Origin of the sequence: Pedobacter sp. Bi27 (genome assembly GCF_918698255.1) — a bacterium.
Classification (GTDB): Bacteria; Bacteroidota; Bacteroidia; order Sphingobacteriales; family Sphingobacteriaceae; genus Pedobacter.
Genome location: NZ_CAKKMW010000001.1, coordinates 344,723 through 363,730 on the forward strand (window position 1 = coordinate 344,723; position 19,008 = coordinate 363,730).

The 19,008-nt window shown below is 39.6% G+C and carries 16 protein-coding genes; 10 read left to right on the top strand and 6 right to left on the bottom strand.

Annotated features, from left to right (window positions below):
• Window positions 1-126 precede the first annotated feature (126 nt).
• Window positions 127-1,221 carry an AI-2E family transporter gene (locus LQ227_RS01190; protein ID WP_230144068.1) on the top strand — a complete coding sequence of 365 codons (1,095 nt, stop codon included), beginning with the start codon at window positions 127-129 and terminating at the stop codon, window positions 1,219-1,221.
• Between the two features lie 496 nt (window positions 1,222-1,717).
• Here LQ227_RS01190 and LQ227_RS01195 read toward each other — a convergent pair whose 3' ends face one another.
• A complete protein-coding gene (locus tag LQ227_RS01195; protein WP_230144067.1) occupies window positions 1,718-1,948 on the bottom strand; it encodes a hypothetical protein in 231 nt (76 codons plus the stop codon).
• Window positions 1,949-2,093: 145 nt separating this feature from the next.
• Here LQ227_RS01195 and LQ227_RS01200 point away from each other — a divergent pair, with 145 nt between their 5' ends.
• The 7 genes from LQ227_RS01200 to LQ227_RS01230 all read left to right on the top strand — a co-directional run bounded on the left by LQ227_RS01200 (window position 2,094) and on the right by LQ227_RS01230 (window position 12,200).
• Window positions 2,094-3,287 carry an SGNH/GDSL hydrolase family protein gene (locus LQ227_RS01200; protein ID WP_230147882.1) on the top strand — a complete coding sequence of 398 codons (1,194 nt, stop codon included), beginning with the start codon at window positions 2,094-2,096 and terminating at the stop codon, window positions 3,285-3,287.
• A 276-nt stretch (window positions 3,288-3,563) separates the two neighbouring features.
• Window positions 3,564-4,082 (top strand): protease, encoded by a 519-nt coding sequence (locus tag LQ227_RS01205; RefSeq protein ID WP_230147883.1) that lies wholly within the window; start codon window positions 3,564-3,566, stop codon window positions 4,080-4,082.
• 253 nt (window positions 4,083-4,335) lie between these two features.
• Window positions 4,336-4,755, top strand: a complete 420-nt coding sequence (locus LQ227_RS01210) for an SRPBCC family protein (RefSeq protein ID WP_230147885.1) — start codon at window positions 4,336-4,338, stop codon at window positions 4,753-4,755.
• A gap of 673 nt (window positions 4,756-5,428) precedes the next feature.
• Entirely contained in the window at window positions 5,429-6,820 is a 1,392-nt protein-coding gene (locus tag LQ227_RS01215) for a TolC family protein (protein WP_230147887.1), read from the top strand.
• 13 nt (window positions 6,821-6,833) lie between these two features.
• Window positions 6,834-10,118 (top strand): efflux RND transporter permease subunit, encoded by a 3,285-nt coding sequence (locus LQ227_RS01220; protein ID WP_230147889.1) that lies wholly within the window; start codon window positions 6,834-6,836, stop codon window positions 10,116-10,118.
• 13 nt (window positions 10,119-10,131) lie between these two features.
• The gene (locus LQ227_RS01225; protein ID WP_230144061.1) at window positions 10,132-11,232 is read left to right on the top strand and encodes an efflux RND transporter periplasmic adaptor subunit; all 1,101 of its coding nucleotides are present in this window, start codon (window positions 10,132-10,134) and stop codon (window positions 11,230-11,232) included.
• Between the two features lie 26 nt (window positions 11,233-11,258).
• On the top strand, window positions 11,259-12,200 hold the full coding sequence (locus LQ227_RS01230) for an AraC family transcriptional regulator (protein ID WP_215131852.1): 942 nt from the start codon (window positions 11,259-11,261) through the stop codon (window positions 12,198-12,200).
• Window positions 12,201-12,614: 414 nt separating this feature from the next.
• Here LQ227_RS01230 and LQ227_RS01235 read toward each other — a convergent pair whose 3' ends face one another.
• The gene (locus LQ227_RS01235; protein WP_230147890.1) at window positions 12,615-13,208 is read right to left on the bottom strand and encodes a 2OG-Fe(II) oxygenase; all 594 of its coding nucleotides are present in this window, start codon (window positions 13,206-13,208) and stop codon (window positions 12,615-12,617) included.
• A gap of 109 nt (window positions 13,209-13,317) precedes the next feature.
• Between LQ227_RS01235 and LQ227_RS01240 the strand changes: the two genes are divergently transcribed.
• Window positions 13,318-14,322 (top strand): phosphotransferase enzyme family protein, encoded by a 1,005-nt coding sequence (locus LQ227_RS01240; RefSeq protein WP_230144059.1) that lies wholly within the window; start codon window positions 13,318-13,320, stop codon window positions 14,320-14,322.
• A gap of 62 nt (window positions 14,323-14,384) precedes the next feature.
• On the top strand, window positions 14,385-15,248 hold the full coding sequence (locus LQ227_RS01245) for a dienelactone hydrolase family protein (RefSeq protein WP_230147891.1): 864 nt from the start codon (window positions 14,385-14,387) through the stop codon (window positions 15,246-15,248).
• 491 nt (window positions 15,249-15,739) lie between these two features.
• Here LQ227_RS01245 and LQ227_RS01250 read toward each other — a convergent pair whose 3' ends face one another.
• The 4 genes from LQ227_RS01250 to LQ227_RS01265 are packed head-to-tail and all read right to left on the bottom strand — an operon-like array spanning window position 15,740 to window position 19,008.
• Window positions 15,740-16,702, bottom strand: coding sequence for a hypothetical protein (locus LQ227_RS01250; RefSeq protein ID WP_230147892.1), 963 nt, complete (start codon window positions 16,700-16,702; stop codon window positions 15,740-15,742).
• 7 nt (window positions 16,703-16,709) lie between these two features.
• Window positions 16,710-17,807 (bottom strand): toxic anion resistance protein, encoded by a 1,098-nt coding sequence (locus tag LQ227_RS01255; RefSeq protein ID WP_230144056.1) that lies wholly within the window; start codon window positions 17,805-17,807, stop codon window positions 16,710-16,712.
• A 27-nt stretch (window positions 17,808-17,834) separates the two neighbouring features.
• Entirely contained in the window at window positions 17,835-18,449 is a 615-nt protein-coding gene (locus LQ227_RS01260; RefSeq protein WP_230144055.1) for a TerD family protein, read from the bottom strand.
• Window positions 18,450-18,453: 4 nt separating this feature from the next.
• Entirely contained in the window at window positions 18,454-19,008 is a 555-nt protein-coding gene (locus tag LQ227_RS01265; protein ID WP_131531209.1) for a TerD family protein, read from the bottom strand.

The following is a 19,008-nucleotide window of genomic DNA, read 5'->3' on the forward strand; positions in this document are numbered from 1 at the left end:
GTTTGCTATTTCTGTGAATTGACACAAAAAAATAACCATGCCCTGTTCATCCATTCCTTAAACAGCTAAAAAACTTTAAAACAATTTTAATACCTTTTGGTTGTTGAACGGTGAACCCATCTAAAAATGCTTAAAACCTACCCTTTTTACATCAAAGCTCCTGTAATTCTTTTAGGATTAGTAATTACAGTATTTATAATGAGTGTGTTGAGAGATATTCTTGTGCCACTTGCTTTCGCAGCCCTGATTGCGATATTACTCAACCCGCTTACCAATCGTTTTGAAAGAAAAATGCCTAAAATAGTAAGCATTATGCTCGCTATGATTATCGGGATTGTTGTCGTAATTGCCATACTCTATTTTCTATCCTCACAGGTTGCCCACTTTTTCGACGATCTGGAAAGCATTAAACACAAATTATCGCAACTGTTAGAAGAAATCAGAACCTGGTTACAAACTACCTTTGGTATTTCCTCGCAAAAACAGATGCAAATGGTTAACGATGCTGCAAACGGAAGTAAAGCTTTAATTGGCCAAACCTTAAGTGGCTTAATGGGCGTGCTCAGTGTTGTTTTTTTGATCCCCGTTTATACTTTTCTGATCTTGCTGTACAAAACATTGATCCTTAATTTTATTTATGAAGTGTTTTCGGAGGAGAACAAACAAAAAGTTGCCGAGATTTTAGGCGAAACGAAAGCAGCAATACAAAGTTATATTATCGGTTTATTGATCGAAACTTCAATTGTTGCGGTAATGAACTCCGCTGCCCTGCTGATCCTCGGTGTACAAAATGCCATTTTAATTGGTGTTATAGGGGCAATACTGAATCTGCTACCCTACATTGGCGGTATTATAGCGATAGCTTTACCTGTGTTAATGGCAACTTTAACCATGGATGGTTTTACCACTCAGTTATTAATTATAGGTGCCTATGCACTCATTCAGTTTATCGATAACAACATCCTTGTACCGCGCATCGTTTCGAGCAAGGTGCAGATCAACGCACTTATTTCTATCGTAATTGTATTAATGGGTGCTGCACTTTGGGGCATCCCCGGAATGTTCCTTTCCATTCCATTTATTGCAGTACTGAAAATCATCTTTGATCGGATTGATGGACTTAAACCCTGGGGGAAATTGCTTGGCGATAATATCCCGACTGAACACATGGGGCAGGTGAAAAGGTTTAGAAGAAAGAAAAAATTAGCTACAGACAATTAGCTTTTTTCAACGCCCAGCCGATCATCTGAATACAGGCCATGCCACCTAGACCCAATTGAAGTGGACACGAAGCCGCAGGCAAAGTAAAACGGAAAGCGGGAGGAAACCTAGATATGTTGTACTGGCACTGCTCTCCTACTAACTATGTTTTTTTTCTGAAAATGAGCGTTTAGTAATAATCGGGAACAGCAGCCCCGTTATTCGCTATAGCTCCGATAAAGGATCGGAGGCTGCCGCTGCTACCGGGTTTAGAAACAAAGGCTCCTGCAAGTAAGCACCCAACCTAAAATAGTACCACCTAACGAGCCACCTAGACCCGATTGAAGTGAGCATCCCGATAATTCATCGGGATAAAACGGAAAGCGGGAACAAACCTAATAGTTGCACCAAATTGCGCTCCTAATTAATATTGAACTCGTAATATCCTTAAACTACCCTTCGACTCCGCTACCATTGACGTTATTTGGTAATTATTTATTAATCAGGGTTTTATTATTTATTCATTCCACCCAACTAGGCCATAGCACCATATCTTCGTTCTACTTAAATCCGGCCTAATAAATTTTTCGGGTTCCACTGAACCAGCCACCCCACTTGCTTCGAAAGAAAAATTTTCAGCCGGTGTTTTTTGTTTCTTTTTGACAGCAAAAAGAAAGAGCCAATCGGCGGCGGCGAGCCGAGGCAAGGTTGAGCCAAGGGGCAATAACCAAATATATACGTCATTCATATTGATTTTTATACAATAAATTACCCCTCAGGGTGACAATCCCTTAAAACCATACTCAAAAATAAAATCAATTCTGTTTACGCAAATTTCTTTAAGCCGTCCGATCAATTATAAATTTTATTACTTTTGGTTTCTTCTAATCAACATGAAACTAACCTCTTTTCTTTGCCTGACATTACTGTTTACGTCACTATTTTCTAAAAGCTTTGCGCAAAACAAGTTAAAATCTTCATCTTTCATCACTTTTAACGGCTACAGCCATACCGTAGCAGAAAAATTTGGAAAAAACGAAGCGGTAACCGTTGCCTTTTTAGGCGGATCGATTACCAATATGGAAGGCTGGCGTGGATTGGTAAGTAATTATTTAGCCAAAACTCATCCACAAACAAAATTCAGGTTCATTAACGCCGGTATTCCATCATTGGGCAGTTTACCCCACGCCTTCCGCCTTCAGCGCGATGTACTCGACAGTGGAAAAATTGATCTGCTGTTTGTAGAATCGGCCGTTAACGACCATGTCAACAAAACCGCTGAACAAACACAGCGTCGTGCTTTAGAAGGCATTATCAGACATACTTTAAGCAAGAACCCGAAAACGGATATCGTAATGATGGCTTTTGCCGATGAAGATAAAAATGATGATTTTAATAAAGGTAAAATCCCAACAGAAGTAAAAGTACACAGCGATTTGGCTGAGTATTATCACTTGCCATTTATTAACCTGGCTTTAGAGGTTGACAAACGTATTGCCAATGGCGAATTTACCTGGAAGAACGATTTTAAAGACCTGCATCCATCACCCTTTGGTCAACAACTTTATTTCAATACCATTAAAACTTATCTGGAAGAAAATCAGAAAAATGCCAACAAGAAAGCTTCTGTAGGCCTTCCTAAAATCATTGATAAATTTGCTTATACCAAAGGACAATACCTTAGCATTAATAGCGCAGAAAACTTAAATACTTTTAGCATCAATAAAAACTGGAAGCCAACTGACGGGCTGGAAGGAAGACCTGGTTTTGTTAATATTCCAGTGCTCGAAAGCAATACCAGGAACAGTACCTTCGATCTGATTTTTAAAGGCAATACTGTGGGGATTGCTCTTTTATCAGGCCCTGATGCGGGTGCACTCCATTACCGCATAGATGACGGAGAAGAAAAAATGATCGATCTTTACACCCCATGGAGTTCAAGCCTGCATTTGCCATGGTACCTGCTACTCGGCGATCAACTCACTAACGGAACGCATAAATTAAGTGTACGGATCAGCGATCAGCACAACTCAAAATCTACAGGTTATGCCTGTAGAATTGCTTACTTTTTAGTGAACTCGAATTAAGATTTTTTAAAACAAGCGTTTATCAATATATCGTCCCCGTTTGTAACGGGGATGGATGAGCGTAGCGATTTTATCGCCTTTATATTTCCTATCTCGCATTATAAATGCGAGTCTCGCTAATCCCCGTTGCAAACGGGGACGATGTCTGATACGACCTATCGAAAACAGATTTCTGATCTGCAAATAAGTTGTTATATATTTGCGCTGTACATAGAAAATCGATTTAGTTTAACCAAACAATATCAATTCTCATTTGCTTATATAAACAAAATCCTCATGAAAAACATCAAATTAATCATCCCAGCACTTTTAGTATTATTGTCTGCCTGCAGCGAGGCCACCAGAAACACCGCAAACAGTAAAAGCGAAAGCATGTCTCAAACTACTGCTAATAAAACCGATTCGCTTGAGGTTAAAATGAAAATAAATGGCAATGTAGCTGCCGGCGATCCACTATTGCTAAGGTTTGTAGTGTACAACAATACCGATAGTATAAAAACTTTCTGTATCTGGCATACACCTTTCGAGCCTTTAATGAGCAGTTATTTAAGCATTACCAACGAAAAAGGAGAAGAAGCACAGTATAAAGGCGCAATGGCTAAAAGAGTAATGCCACCTCCTGCATCGAGTTATTCGAAGGTAAACCCAGGTGATAGCCTGGTTGCGAATGCCGATTTGCTTAAAGCCTACGACCTGAAAAAAGGATCGAGCTATAAGGCAGTTTACACAGGCGGAAATATGAGCGGCTTAGTATCCAAAGACACGGTAACCTTTATTTACAAGGAACTGCACTAGCATTCAACTCGGATTAAAGAATAAAATATTCGATAATTTTTAGTCATTTAGGCTTAGTTGGCCGTATGGAGATGCACACAGTTATTTTAAATTAATTACCAGTGTGCATTCTTTTTATCTAATGGTTAACCATTCTCCAATTGTAAAGCTTAACTAAACAATAGTGGCATATTACCCCTTAATTTGTCGCATTTACACTTTCCGAGTTGTTAAAGTTCCTATAACTTTATTAAAAAATTAAACACCTTAAAACATGGAAAATAAAACATCAATCACCGTAGAAACGACAGTAAATGCACCTGTAGAAAAAGTTTGGGAATTTTGGAATAACCCGGATCACATTACAAAATGGGCATTTGCCTCACCAGATTGGCATACCCCTTATTCAGAAAACGATTTAAAAGTTGGTGGTAAATTTAAAAGCACCATGGCGGCAAAAGATGGCAGCATGAGTTTTGATTTCGGCGGAACCTATACCACGGTTGACCAGCATAAAACAATCGAATATACCATGGAAGATGGCAGAGCAGTAAGCATTGTTTTTGACGCACTGAGCGAACAAACCAGGGTAACCGAAACTTTCGATGCCGAAGCTACCAATCCGATCGAAATGCAACGTGGTGGCTGGCAGGCCATTCTGGATAATTTTAAAAGTTATACAGAACAATCATAAACACGTTGTTAATAACGTCTTGCAAGATAACAGGTTATAGACAGGCTATCATTGCAGATTCCAATAGAAAATCCGTCATTGCGAGGTACGAAGATAACCGAACGGAGTGAGCTCATGAATGCCTTTAAAAACAACGGCACAAATGAATAATCTTAAAGCGCTCACTACTAGCGATAGTTGTAAGATTGCTTTGTCGGCTGAAAAAGCCTCCTCGCAATGACGATTCCTCATCGCCACATAGCACTAAAAATCCGCTGGCATTAATATTCATTTTTATGATGCAGCCTCTTGTTATTTTTAACCTGAGTTCGATAATTAAATACTGATTTGATTATCTAAACTCAGGTTTGGGTTAAGTCGGTCGTCACCCTGAATTTATTTCAGGGTCTTTCCTGCCAAAAAAGATGCTGACCACGTAGTAGCTACAAGACAATTGAAAACACTATTCTACTTGTAAGACAAGTTCAGCATGACGATGAGGTTAGGAATAAACCTTGTGTTATAGTTATTTTTATAATTTAATAATCGAACTCAGGTTTTTAGCAGCAGAAACTGTCCCTTTTTACGCCTTAAGTAACAATTCGATTATTATTTGATTCGCATAATTTTTGATTTGAACCGAATACTTTGATATAGTGATCATAATTTACATTTGTCGTGTAAATTATACACTATGTCTCGTACATCTTTATTTTATTTTTCATTATTATTCTTTATCAGTTTATCCATCGGCGTAAGTGCGCAAACGCTTAGCCTTAAACAAGCTGTTAACACTGCATTAAACAATTATGGCACCATTAAGGCCAAAGATAATTATGCCAATGCATCAAAATCTTCTATCCAACAGGCCAAAAGAGAGTATTTACCGAACTTCAGTTTAAGTGCCCAACAGGATTATGGTACCATTAACGGCCAAAACGGACCGCAATACGGACTTGGTGGTTTGGGAACGGCCTCATCTGGTCCTGCTCTAGATAAACAAAACTGGAATGCTGCATTTGGCGGGCTCTATCTGGCCAATGTAAACTGGGATTTCTTCACTTTTGGAAAAATCAGGGAACGCATTAAAATTGCCGATGCCGCTTATCAAAGAGACAAAAATGACCTGGAACAGGAAAAATTCCAGCAGGAGATCCGTGTTTCTGCCGCTTATTTAAATCTGCTGGCTGCACAAAGGTTAAGCAAATCGCAACAGAAAAATCTCGATCGCGCTATTACCTTTAAAAATACGGCCATCATCAGGGCTAAAAACGGTTTAATTGCAGGCGTAGATTCTTCTTTCGCAAAAGCCGAAGTTTCTAATGCCAAAATTGCACTAACAAAAGCTAAAGATTTAGAGCAGGAACAGGCCAACCGTTTGGGCGTGTTAATGGGATTAACTGCAACCTCATATGAGTTAGATACCACCTCAATTACGCGTATCCCAGGCAACCTGCTGGAAGATACAGTGATCAAAAGCGCACATCCACTGTTAAAGTTTTACCAAAACCGTGTTGATGTTAGCCAGCAACAGGTTAATTATTTCAAAAAACTATACTACCCTACGTTTAGCTTATTCGGAGTAATGCAGGGCCGTGGTTCAGGTTTTAGTCCGGGTTATGCCTTAGATCAGACTGCTTATTCTACCAGTTATGCTGATGGTATAAACCCTACCCGCGGAAACTATTTGATTGGCATAGGAATGACCTGGAACCTGTCTACCTTACTTAAAAACCGCCCACAGGTACGTGCACAGGAATACATTAGCCAGGGCTTAAAGGAAGAATATAATCTGCTTGATCAGCAACTTAAAGCACAATTGGCACTTGCAGAAACTAAACTGACCAACGCTTTGGCCAATTACCGAGAAGCACCTGTTCAGGTAAAAGCAGCATCTGATGCTTATCTGCAGAAAAATACGCTCTACAAAAACGGACTTACCACGTTAGTAGATCTTACACAGGCCCTGTTTACGTTAAACAGAGCCGAAACCGATCGGGATATTGCCTTTACCAATGTTTGGCAAGCCTTATTGCTAAAATCGGCAGCACTCGGCAATTACGACATATTTATCAACGAATTTTAATCTGGCTACATAAATGAATTTAATCCGTTTCGCACTCCGCAAGCCCATATCCATCTTAGTTTTAGTAGCTGGATTGTTCTTTTTCGGTATTGGGGCCATCAATCAGATCAAGGTTGATATCCTTCCGCAGATGAACCTTCCGGTAATTTATATCGCGCACCCTTTTGGTGGTTATACTCCCGACCAAATGGAGGCTTACTTTGGTAAACAGTACGTTAACATCCTGCTTTTTGCAAACGGTATTAAAAGTATCGAAACCAAAAATACGCAGGGTTTAATGTTAATGAAGCTAACCTACTACGAGGGCACTAACATGGCCCAGGCAGCTGCAGAACTAAGTGCGCTATCTACAAGGGCGCAAGCTATTTTCCCGCCAGGTTCGCAACCACCGTTCGTGATCCGTTTTGATGCTTCATCGCTTCCTGTTGGACAATTGGTATTAAGCAGCCCTATCCGCACCAACAATGAATTACAGGATCTGGCGAATACTTATGTACGCCCTAGTTTTTCAGCTATACCAGGTTTGCTCTCTCCTGCCCCTTTTGGAGGTAGTCCAAGAACGATAGAAATCAATGTAAATCCGTCGCTGTTGCGTTCACATAACCTAACGGTAGATCAAGTGGTAGAAGCCATCAGGCTAAATAACCAGACCGCACCTTCAGGAAATGTGAGGATTGGCGATAAAAACTACATCACACCAACCAATTATACCATTAAAAAGGTTAAAGATTTTGAAAACATTCCCTTATTTAAAGGTAGTGTGCAAAATTTGCAGCTCCGCGATGTAGCAACCGTTAAAGATGGAGCCGATTTAGTGGCAGGATATGCCTTAATCAACGGCAAACGCTCGGTATACTTAAGTATCGCTAAATCTGGAGATGCCTCTACCTGGGATGTGGTTAAAAACTTAAAGAAAAACCTACCGAACATCCAAAATACCTTACCAGAAGATGTTAAGCTTTCTTATGAGTTCGACCAGTCTGTTTATGTAATCAACGCGGTAAAAAGTCTGATCAGTGAGGGCGCAATCGGTGCAATATTAACAGGCTTGATGGTTTTACTTTTCTTGGGCGATAAACGTGCGGCATTGATTGTAATCCTCACCATTCCAACATCCATTATTGCTGGTGTTTTATTTCTGAAATTGTTCGGACAAACGATCAACATCATGACGCTGAGCGGATTGGCTTTAGCCATTGGTATTCTGGTAGATGAATCGACGGTAACGATAGAAAACATCCACCAGCATTTTGATATGGGCAAACCAAAGGCCCTTGCCATTTGGGATGCCTGTAAGGAAATCGCCTTCCCGAAACTGTTAATTCTGTTTTGTATCCTTGCCGTATTTGCGCCTGCCTTTACCATGACAGGGATTCCAGGAGCATTATTCTTACCCTTGGCATTGGCAATCGGCTTTTCAATGGTGGTTTCATTTCTGTTATCACAAACTTTCGTACCCATTATGGCCAACTGGCTAATGGTTGCACACCCAAAAAAAGGCAGTGAACATCACCCAGGCATTACACAGGATGAAGCTGATTTTGCCGCAACCGGCATTACACTCGAATCGGAAAAAGATACCTTGAATCAAAAAAGAGTACTGGTTGAGCGTGAAGATTTTAGTGGCAATGGCAAAATTGGTTTCTTTGATCGGTTCCGGAACCGTTTTATGCGTTTCCTAGATCGGATACTGCCTTACCGAAAATCTGTCGTTTTGATTTATTTGGTGGTAATTATCGGTTTAGCTGCCCTATTATTGGCCAATATTGGTCGCGATGTTTTGCCAAGAGTTAACTCAAGTCAGTTTCAGTTGCGTTTACGTGCACCTGATGGAACGCGTTTAGAACGTACCGAAGAAAAAGCAAATGTGGTTTTGGCTGAGCTGAAAAAGATGGTCGGGGAAGAGCATATGGGTATTTCTTCTGTTTATGTTGGTCAACACCCTGCCCAGTTTTCGGTAAACCCCATCTACCAGTTCATGGCAGGGCCGCACGAAGCTGTTTTCCAGGTAAGTTTAAAAGACTTCGAAGAAGATATGGACGATTTTAAAGATCAGTTCAGGGAGAAAATCAAAAAAGTTCTGCCTGATGTTAAACTTTCTTTCGAGCCGATTGAGCTAACGGATAAGGTTTTGAGCCAGGGCTCTCCTACCCCTGTTGAAGTGCGTATTGCAGGCAAAAACAAAAAGCTGAATGAAAAGTATGCCAATAAGATCCTCGCAGAACTGAAGGAAATCCCTTACATGCGCGATGTTCAGTTCGCACAGCCCATTAAATATCCATCATTGAATATCGATATCGACAGGACCCGTGCGGCACAGATCGGGGTAGATATGGCCGATATTTCGAGGTCATTGATTGCCTCAACTTCATCATCACGTTATACGGACAAAAATATCTGGTTAGATGAAAAATCGGCTTTGCCTTATAGTGTTCAGGTTCAGGTACCACTTAACCAAATGACCAGTAAAGATGATATTGGAGAAATTCCGCTATTGAAAAATTCGGCGCGACCGGTTTTAAGCGATGTGGCAAAAATTACTCCTGATACCACGGCTGGCGAAAACGATAACATTGGTGCTATGCCTTTCCTATCGGTAACGGCAAACCTTTACCATATGGATCTGGGTGCAGCATCAAAAGATGTAGAAAAAGCCATCAAAGACGTCGGCGAACTGCCAAGGGGATTAAATGTCACTGCCATCGGTTTAAGTAAAGTGTTAACTGATACTTTAGACAGTTTACAATCTGGCTTATTTGTGGCTATTGTGGTAATTTTCTTGATGCTGGCAGCTAATTTCCAATCTTTTAAAGTTCCATTGGTTATTTTAGCCACCGTGCCGGCAGTTATCTTAGGTTCACTATTGTTATTAACCATTACCGGATCAACCTTAAACCTGCAATCTTATATGGGGATTATCATGTCAGTCGGGGTGTCTATCGCCAATGCGGTATTGCTCATTACCAATGCCGAGCAACTAAGAAAGCATAATGGCAATGCGCTCGAATCGGCACGTGAAGCCGCAGCATTACGTTTGCGCCCAATTATCATGACGAGTATTGCGATGATTGCGGGTATGTTGCCAATGGCCATCGGTCATGGTGAAGGTGGTGGAGCAGTTTCTCCTCTTGGCAGAGCCGTTATTGGTGGTTTACTGGCCTCAACATTCGCCGTACTCATTATATTGCCATTGGTATTTGCATGGGTTCAGGGAAAACAGACTACCAATTCGATGTCGCTTGATCCCGAAGACGCAGAAAGCATCCATTACATTAAAGGTTTACAAGAAAACGAATAAATCATCATTATAAATGAATACGAAGATATTTTCAACAGGATTATTAAGTACAGGGTTTTTAGTGCTAACGGCCATGTATGGCTGTGGGCGCTCCGAATCGAAAGTAACACCCAAAAAAGAAAAAGAAGCAGTTATAGCCACCTTCGATCTTAAAAAAGAGAAGCTATCCACCAAACTGAGTTTGCCAGGCGAATTAATTGCTTTGCAACAGGTTGATCTATATGCGAAAGTAAGCAGCTTTGTAAAAACCCTAAAAGTTGATATCGGCTCAGAAGTAAGTAAAGGTCAATTATTGATGACTTTGGAAGCACCTGAAATGACTTCCCAACTGGCTGCAACACAGTCGCGGATAAAAGCACAGGAGGCCATTTATACGGCGAGCAAAGCAAATTATAACCGTTTGTACGAAACCAGTAAAACCCCTGGAACGATCTCTACAAACGACCTGGACCAGGCAATGGCAAAAAAAAATGCAGACCTTGCACAACTCGAGGCAGCAAAAGCGGCTTACAAAGAAGTGGGTTCAATTCAGGATTATTTAACCATCAGGGCACCTTTCAGCGGAATTATTTCAGCCAGAAATGTGAATTTAGGAGCCTATGTTGGTCCAACAGGTAAAGGCTCTGATTTACCACTATTTACTTTACAGGATCAGAAAAACCTGCGTTTGACCGTTTCCATTCCAGAAGTTTATACCGGATATTTAAAAGCTGGCGATGAGATTAGTTTTACCGTTAAATCTTTGCCTAGCCAGACCTTTAAGGCTAAAGTGAAACGTTTATCAGGCGCTTTAGATTTGCGCTTACGTGCTGAACGCATTGAAATGGATGTACCAAATGCTTCGAAGATTTTATTACCGGGCATGGTTGCTGAAGTGAACATTCCGCTTCCGGCCAATGCCAGCACCTTTATCATTTCCAAAAAAGCTTTATTGGATACCAGCGAAGGATTATTCGTGTTAAAAGTAGCCGATAATAAAGCGGTTAAAGTGGGTGTAAAAAAAGGCCGTGAAACCGATGATAAGGTAGAAGTTTTCGGCGATTTAGCAGAAGGTGACAAATTAGTGGCAGAACCGACCGAGGAAATGCATGAAGGAATGACGATTAAACCATAACTTTACCTGTATTAAGCACTTAAAATATGTTATCAAAAAATCAAGAGCTTTCTACCCTTCAAAAAAAGGAAACATTAGAGGATTTTTACAATAAATTAAAAATCACAAGGCCTGAAATTCCTACGCCAAGTTTAGGAATGATCAATGATATCGGGCACTTTAATGTTTTTAACAGAACTACTGTTTGCAGTAACGTTCCATCTGTTTTTAGCCGCAGAGATTTTTATAAGATTTCGCTGATCATAGGCAATGGGATTTTGCATTACCCTGATGCGCAGATTGAAATTAAAGGACGGGCATTACTGTTTACCAATCCGAATATTCCATATTCATGGGAAAGTACTTCACCAAAACCTGCTGGTTTCTTCTGTTTATTTACCGAGAATTTTATCCATAACCGTAACGAAACCCTTCGCGATTCTTTATTATGGCGCATTAATGATAGCCCGGTAATTCATATTAACGAAGAGCAGGAAGTTATCTTAACAGATATCTTTACTAAAATGATGAAAGAAATGGATGGCGATTACATCCATAAATACGATCTGTTAAGAAACTATGTACAACTTATTGTTCACGAAGCACTAAAGGTAAAACCTCAGGATGTTATCTTTAAACAGAATAATGCATCGGCGCGCTTAACTTCATTGTTTATCGAATTATTAGAGAGGCAGTTCCCCATTGGTTCTACAGAGCATATTTTAGAATTGAAAACAGCCCACGATTTCGCCTTCCGTTTATTGGTGCATGTAAATCACTTAAACCATGCGGTAAAAGAAGTAACGGGCAAAACCACTTCTGAGCACATTTCGAGAAGGATAGCAACCGAAGCCGTGGCTTTGCTGAAACATACCGAATGGAATATCGCACAGATCGCTTATTGTTTAGGTTTCGAATACCCCGCAAATTTTAATATTTTTTTTAAACGTCAGATGCAATGTACCCCAAAGGGCTTTAGAGCAAATTGATCATAACCGTATTAAACCTAGTCGTTTAACAAGTGAAGCGCCAATCCTCAAATGAGGAAACGGCGCTTTTTTATTTATCATCTTTAGTGTCATAAGCAACGAAGGATTGTCATTGCGAGAAGGCTTTTTCTGCCGACGAAGCAATCCTACAACGATCGCTAGTAGCGAACGCTTTAGGATTGCTTCGTTCCTCGCAATGACGACCCTTTTACTAAAATCTACCTATGGCAACGGAGTGTCACGAACCCTGGAATCTACGGAGGGAGTCATCACCCTGAACTTGTTTCAGGGTCTTATTAATAATGTTTCAAAAAAAGATGCTGATCCCGATGTAATAGAATCGGGACAGCAGGACACACCTTTGAATGAGAATCGCCTGTATTAGCATTTTTTTTTTGATAGTAAGGATTAAAATTAACCGACCTTTAACCAGCCTGTAATACTCATCCTTTGCTTATTCGTAAGCAATACCTCGTGTGCCAGGTCTGAACTTTTAAAGAAAACACTTTTACCGTTATTGGGCGAGATATGCTGTTCCTCATCAACATGATAAATACGTAGCTCTCCCCCATCTTCTATTTTCCAATCGCTATTCAGATACATAATCATCGAATATTGTCTGCTTCCGTTGTTTTGAAACTGATCGATATGTTTTTTGTAGAAAGTACCCGATTCGTAAAGTGTATAATGAAATTCGTATCCGGTGATCCCCGTATAACAGGTACGGTTTAAATAAACCACAAATTCGTCCATCAGATCGAAGAAATCATTTTCGTATTGGTTATTATGCTTTCTGTCTAACCAGTAAATCACGTCGCTTCTGATCAACTTGTTTTGATTCACAACCGTATCGTTACCCAGGCCAGCATTTAAAAGTTTTTTATTTTCAAATAACCCGATCAGGTTATCTTTAAGATGGGCTGCTAAAGAAACACTTAAAAAGTTTTCGGCAATGCCCACTTTATCCTCGATAAAACCATCGATAAGGCAATCAAATATTTTTTCCAACAGATTGTATTAATCTTAAAACGATATCCCTAAGGCGTGTAAGGTACTCTTATTTAATGGCTAAGATGTCATTTCTAAAATTTATATTTGAACCCCCAAAGCGCTACTTATGCAAAACACTTTCCCCGCACAATACTCCACCTTATCAGCCGCTGCCTTAAAGGATCATTTAATTGAAGCTTACCGGTTAGATCCATCTACAACCTGCCGGCTACTCATCAGAAATGTAAGCGACACTTATATCCTGGAAAACCTAAGTCAGAAATACATCTTCAAAATCTACCGCGATGCACACCGCAAACGCAATGAAATCGAAGCTGAAGTAGAACTGCTCAATATTTTAAAAGCAAATGGAAACTCAGTTTCCTACCCCATAACCGATGTAAATGGGAAACAAATTCAACAGTTTAACGCCATAGAAGGCTTAAGAAACGGCGTACTGTTTTCTTTTGCTGAAGGAAAGGTAATTTTGAACCTGGAAAATACACATCTTGTTCAATTGGGGCAAGACATTGCCACCTTGCACCAAAGTGCTTCTTCAATAAAGCTGAATAATGCAAGACCGGTTTTCAACTTTGAAACGACCTTGTTTGAGCCTTTGCGCGATTTAAAATCTCATTTTACAGAAATGCCTGAGGAATTTGACTACCTGACCAATATTGCCGATAAAGTGGTTAAAAAGTTCGAAGGATTTGATATTTCAAAGTTCAGCTATGGCTATTGCCATTATGATTTTTTTCCAAAGAATTTCCATTTTGATGAAGTGGGAAAAATTACCTTTTTTGATTTCGATTTTGCAGGTGAGGGCTACCTGATTAATGATTTAATGTCGTTCCTTAACCATTATTTCTTCCATCAATTGAATAACCTAATCTCCAAAGAGCAGGCAGAAAAGGATTTCGATACCTTTTTAAATGCTTACCAGCAAGTTAGGGCGTTAACTGATGATGAATTAAAAGCCATTCCATATCTCGGGATCACCTTTCATATTTTCTTCCTTAAATTCTTTTATGATAATTACGATGATTGGTCGAATGCCTTCTTAACCCCTCGTTATACGAAACACCGTGTAACGCTGGTTAAAAAATGGGAAGAAATGTATTGTAACTTTTAGGCAATGCTACCTCAAATCTCGCCATCCTTGTTTATCTTGTATGGTAATTCAAAACCAATAAGATGGATCAGAAAATAATCAACCTGTACGATGAATATACCCATAGTCAGGTAAGCAGAAAAGATTTTATGAGAAAGCTGGCTATCCTGGCGGGTAGCTCAGCATTGGCCATGACTATTTTACCTATGCTAGAGAATAATTATGCCGCTGCAGCAGATTTTAACAGTAATGATATCGAAGTTGAAAACATTACCTACGCTGGTGTTGACGGTGAAATGAAAGCTGTACTGGCCAAACCAAAAGGCCAAAAGAACTTAGGCTGCGTACTGGTTATCCATGAAAACAGAGGTTTAAATCCACATATTATTGATGTAACCAAACGTGTTGCCGCCGAAGGTTTCCTAGCCCTTGGTGTTGATGCCCTTTCGCCGCTTGGTGGAACCCCGACAGATGAAGATAAGGGACGCGAGTTGATCGGTAAATTAGATCCTGAAAAGAACTTACAGAATTATTTAAAAGGATTGGACTATTTACGCAAAAGAAAAGACGGAAACGGTAAAGTAGGCTGCGTGGGCTTTTGTTGGGGCGGTGCAATGGCCAATAAATTAGCAGTTAACGATCCTAAATTGCAGGCAGCTGTCGCTTATTATGGTGCGCAGGCCAATGTGGCGGATGTTCCTAAAATTAAAGCGAGTTTAATGTTACATTATGGTGGCCTGGATGAACGCATTAATGCCGGGATTCCAGCGTATGAGCAAGCATTAAAAGACAATAAAATCGATTATAAAATTTACATTTACGATGGTGTAAACCATGCCTTTAATAACAATACATCACCTACCAGATATAACGAAGCTGCAGCAAAATTAGCCTGGAGCAGAACTATTGATCTGTTTAAACAGAAACTGGCTGTGTTGACGCGGTAGTAATTCCTATCACAAAATCGTCATTGCGAGAAGGCTTTTTTAGCCGACAAAGCAATTTTGTGCAAAAGGATGATTATCAAACGTTTTAAGATTGCTTCTTCGTTCTTCTCCACAATAACGACTTCTCTATTTTGGAAACGTGCGTCCGGTGTTTCACAGGTGCTGTGGCCCCGCCATCGCTTATAGTCCTCGCTGCGCTGCGGGCTATTCCGCTCTGTCGGGTTTATTTAACAAAGGTTACTGCCACTTAAACCCGATTGTAATGTAAAGCCCACAGCGAGGCACGAGCAAGGACTTGGAATAAAAAGCGGGACTGCCAATACCGAAAAGTGCTATAATTGATTTCCAAAACTTAACTAAGCTAGCATAAAGCCTTAGTTGTAAGAATGCTTGGTTGTTCCTCCCCGCAATGACGATTTCTTGCGATAGTGATAGTTTATCGGCACGATACTTCTTAGCTGCGCTCAGGTGTCTTAGGTGGTAAAAACCAACTAAAACAAATCCGTCTTCAGCATGGTCTTCAAAATATTCGATTGTACATCGAAATTATTGAGGTGGTTCAAGAAATTGATGTCAGATATCTTACTGTAACTATCTTCTAACAAATTAACAACCTCATTCGGAATTGCCGTCTTTAAAACCGCTGCGTTACTTTTTAACTTATCGTTTTTATATTGTAGTTCCTGTACAATCCGTTCCCGTTCTGAAAGATTATTAGACATATCCAAATCTTTCAAAATGGTTAAATCGCAGAACAAGAACAGGTTTCTGTTTGGAAAAAACAGGTAATAACTGTCTATATCCAAAAATTTATATACTTCAATTACCAGTTCGCCCGATTTTAAACCAATATAAAATTCGGTCCGAAAATCGTACTTACACAATTTGCCCATCAATTTTTTCTCGATGGTTGCATAAACATTGGTATACACTTGTTTACTTTGAAAATCAATCAGTTTAGCAAATTGATCCGGTTTAAGATCGAAATAAAAATCGTTGGCGTATCTGGAACTAAAAACATTAATATTTTTAGAAAAGGGAAAATCGGAACTGAGCTCAGAAAGCACACTGAATAGTTTCCGCAGCGATAGGTTCACTTTTAACGATTGCTTTTGTTTATTCTGCTGAAAACTTTTCTGATCAACAAGCGCACCTGCCATGCGGTCGATCAGCTCTTCATTCAGGTCAATTTCATCGTAAATGAGCGATACGTTTTTCTCATTGCTCTTTTTAATCTTTTTGAGCAGTTCGATCACGCTATCGGTAAACTGAATATGGAAAAGATCTAATTTTTCGATCTCTAATTCTTCGTTGTTGGCAAAAAGTTGATGAATAACCTGGCTTCTTAAATAAATTTTATAAATCACCTCATCATCAAAAAACACAGAGAGCAATTGTAAACGGTTGATCTCTGCGCTTGATTTTTTGATGATATTTAAACGGTATTCATCCATATTTTAATTAACTCACCCTCGTTACGTTCTTTTTCAACTCTGTTTCCAAAGTTTTAAGTTCGCCATCTAACACTCTTCTACTCTGTGCACCCGCTTCATGGATCTGTTTAACCTCATTAAGCGTTTCAATCAACGATGAAGTGGTTTGTTTCAAGGTTTCCAAAGATACTACTGTTTTTTCATTCTCTTTGGCTACATCGATACTGTTTTGTTTCAGCATCTCTGCATTTTTCTGCAAAATGGTGTTCGTGGTATCCGAAATTTTCTTCTGCATCTCTACATTGGCCTTTTGCCTTTGCAAAGCAACAGCAATGGTCAATTGGTTTTTCCATACCGGAATGGTTGTAGATACAATCGACTGCGCTTTTTCTGCAATTGAAGTATTATTGTTCTGCACCACACGGATCTGCGCTAAAGATTGCAACATGATGAAACGAACGATTTTCATATCTGCCAGTCTTTTATCCAAACGGCTTATAAAATCCCTTAAATCGGCAATTTCATAATCCTGGTAATCGGCAGGTCGGCCTTCCATCTCAGCAAGTTTGATGTTCAGCTCGTTGTATTTCATCTGCCCGGCAATAATCAATTCTTCCATTTGGTGGATGTAACCAACATTGCTATCGAACATGGTTTGCAGCGAACTGTTATCTTTAATCGAATTTAACCTTCCAGCTTTAATTTTGTTGGTGATTTTATCAATATTATTCACCACTACATCATACTTCTGGAAAAGTTTTTTCACATCAACAACAAGGCTCTTTAAAAACGGGATTTTAGAAATAAAGTTCTTAAATGCACTTTGCTCCAATTCTGAAACATCGATATAATTTAGTTCGGTAAGCAGTTCGTTAATTAAACCACCAACTTCGCCACTGTTATAGGTCCGCACAGACGATAAAAACTCGTTACTGTATTTTTCCATTGAGTTTTGGGCATCGCTTCCGTAATTCAGGATAGAATTTACATCTGATGGTTCTAACGATTTTCCAATCTCATTGTATTTAAGCGTTTCCTCTGAGGTTATTTTCTCAAGATCCACATTGCCATCTTTGTCCAGTTTAACCGGAGTAAGGGCTTGGGTAACGTTTGGGTTGGTTTCCATAGTTTGATTAATTACCAGCCTTATGGCTTATAAATAGCTTTGTGTTACAGTTTTAACGGTATCTTCGAGTTTTTTATCTTTGGTTGGTTCGCCAATGGCATTAAATTTCCATTCGCCGTTTTTCTTGTAAAAAACGCCCATTACCATCGATACGTGACCAGCAAAGTTGGCTCCGTTAGCAATATCGAATTTAGCAAAAACTTCGTTAACACGTTTAGTTGTGCCCTCATAAATGCGGATTGAAGCAAAAGGGATTGTACCAAAATCATGTCCCCTAAAACTATTCAATACAAAGGCAACATAGTTTACATTGGCATCCAACTGAGAAAAATCAAGCGTGATGACCTCGTTATCTAAGCCATCATCGCCACCCATATCGCCAGTTAAATCATCGCCGCTATGTTTTACAGAACCATTTTTAGATTTTAGGTTACCGAAATAAACTACCTCTAAAAGCTGTTTGTTTTCGTTGTATAATGCACAGCTTCCATCTAAATCTACCGCTTCTTTTGATGATCCGAAACCGAAAAGGCCTTTCTTTTCGATGGCACCCCAGTTAATGCCTACACAAACATTCTGAAGTTTGCTACCATTACTTTTTTCTAGACTGATGCGCTGTCCTTTTTGAAGATTGATTGCCATAATATTATTGATATTTGTTTATATAATCCTGTAAACCACCTTTCATACCTACGCCAACGGCTTCAAATTTCCATTTACCTTCGCGTTTATAAATTCTTCCAAATTCTACTGCCGTTTCGATAGAGAAATCTTCTTCTAATTCGTATTTTAAGATCACCTCATTGGTTACGGCATCGAAAATACGGATGAAAGAATTTCTAACCTGACCAAAATTTTGTCTTCTGTTGTCAGCATCGTGGATGGTTACCACAATACAGATCTCGTTTACTTTAGCATCAGCTTTGGTCAAATCAATTTTGATCTGCTCATCGTCGCCATCACCATCACCGGTTAAGTTATCACCTGTATGCTCTACCGAACCATCTGGAGAAACCAAATTATTGTAGAATACAAAGTTTTCGTCTGAAATCAGTTTTTTCTGGTCGTTTAGTAAAAAAATTGAAGCATCTAAATCGAACGCAGAACCTGTTGAAGAGCTGTTGGTGTCCCAACCTAAACCTATTGTAAATTTAGGAGCATCGATATTTTCTCTTTGCCCCTTTTGCAAATTAATAGCCAT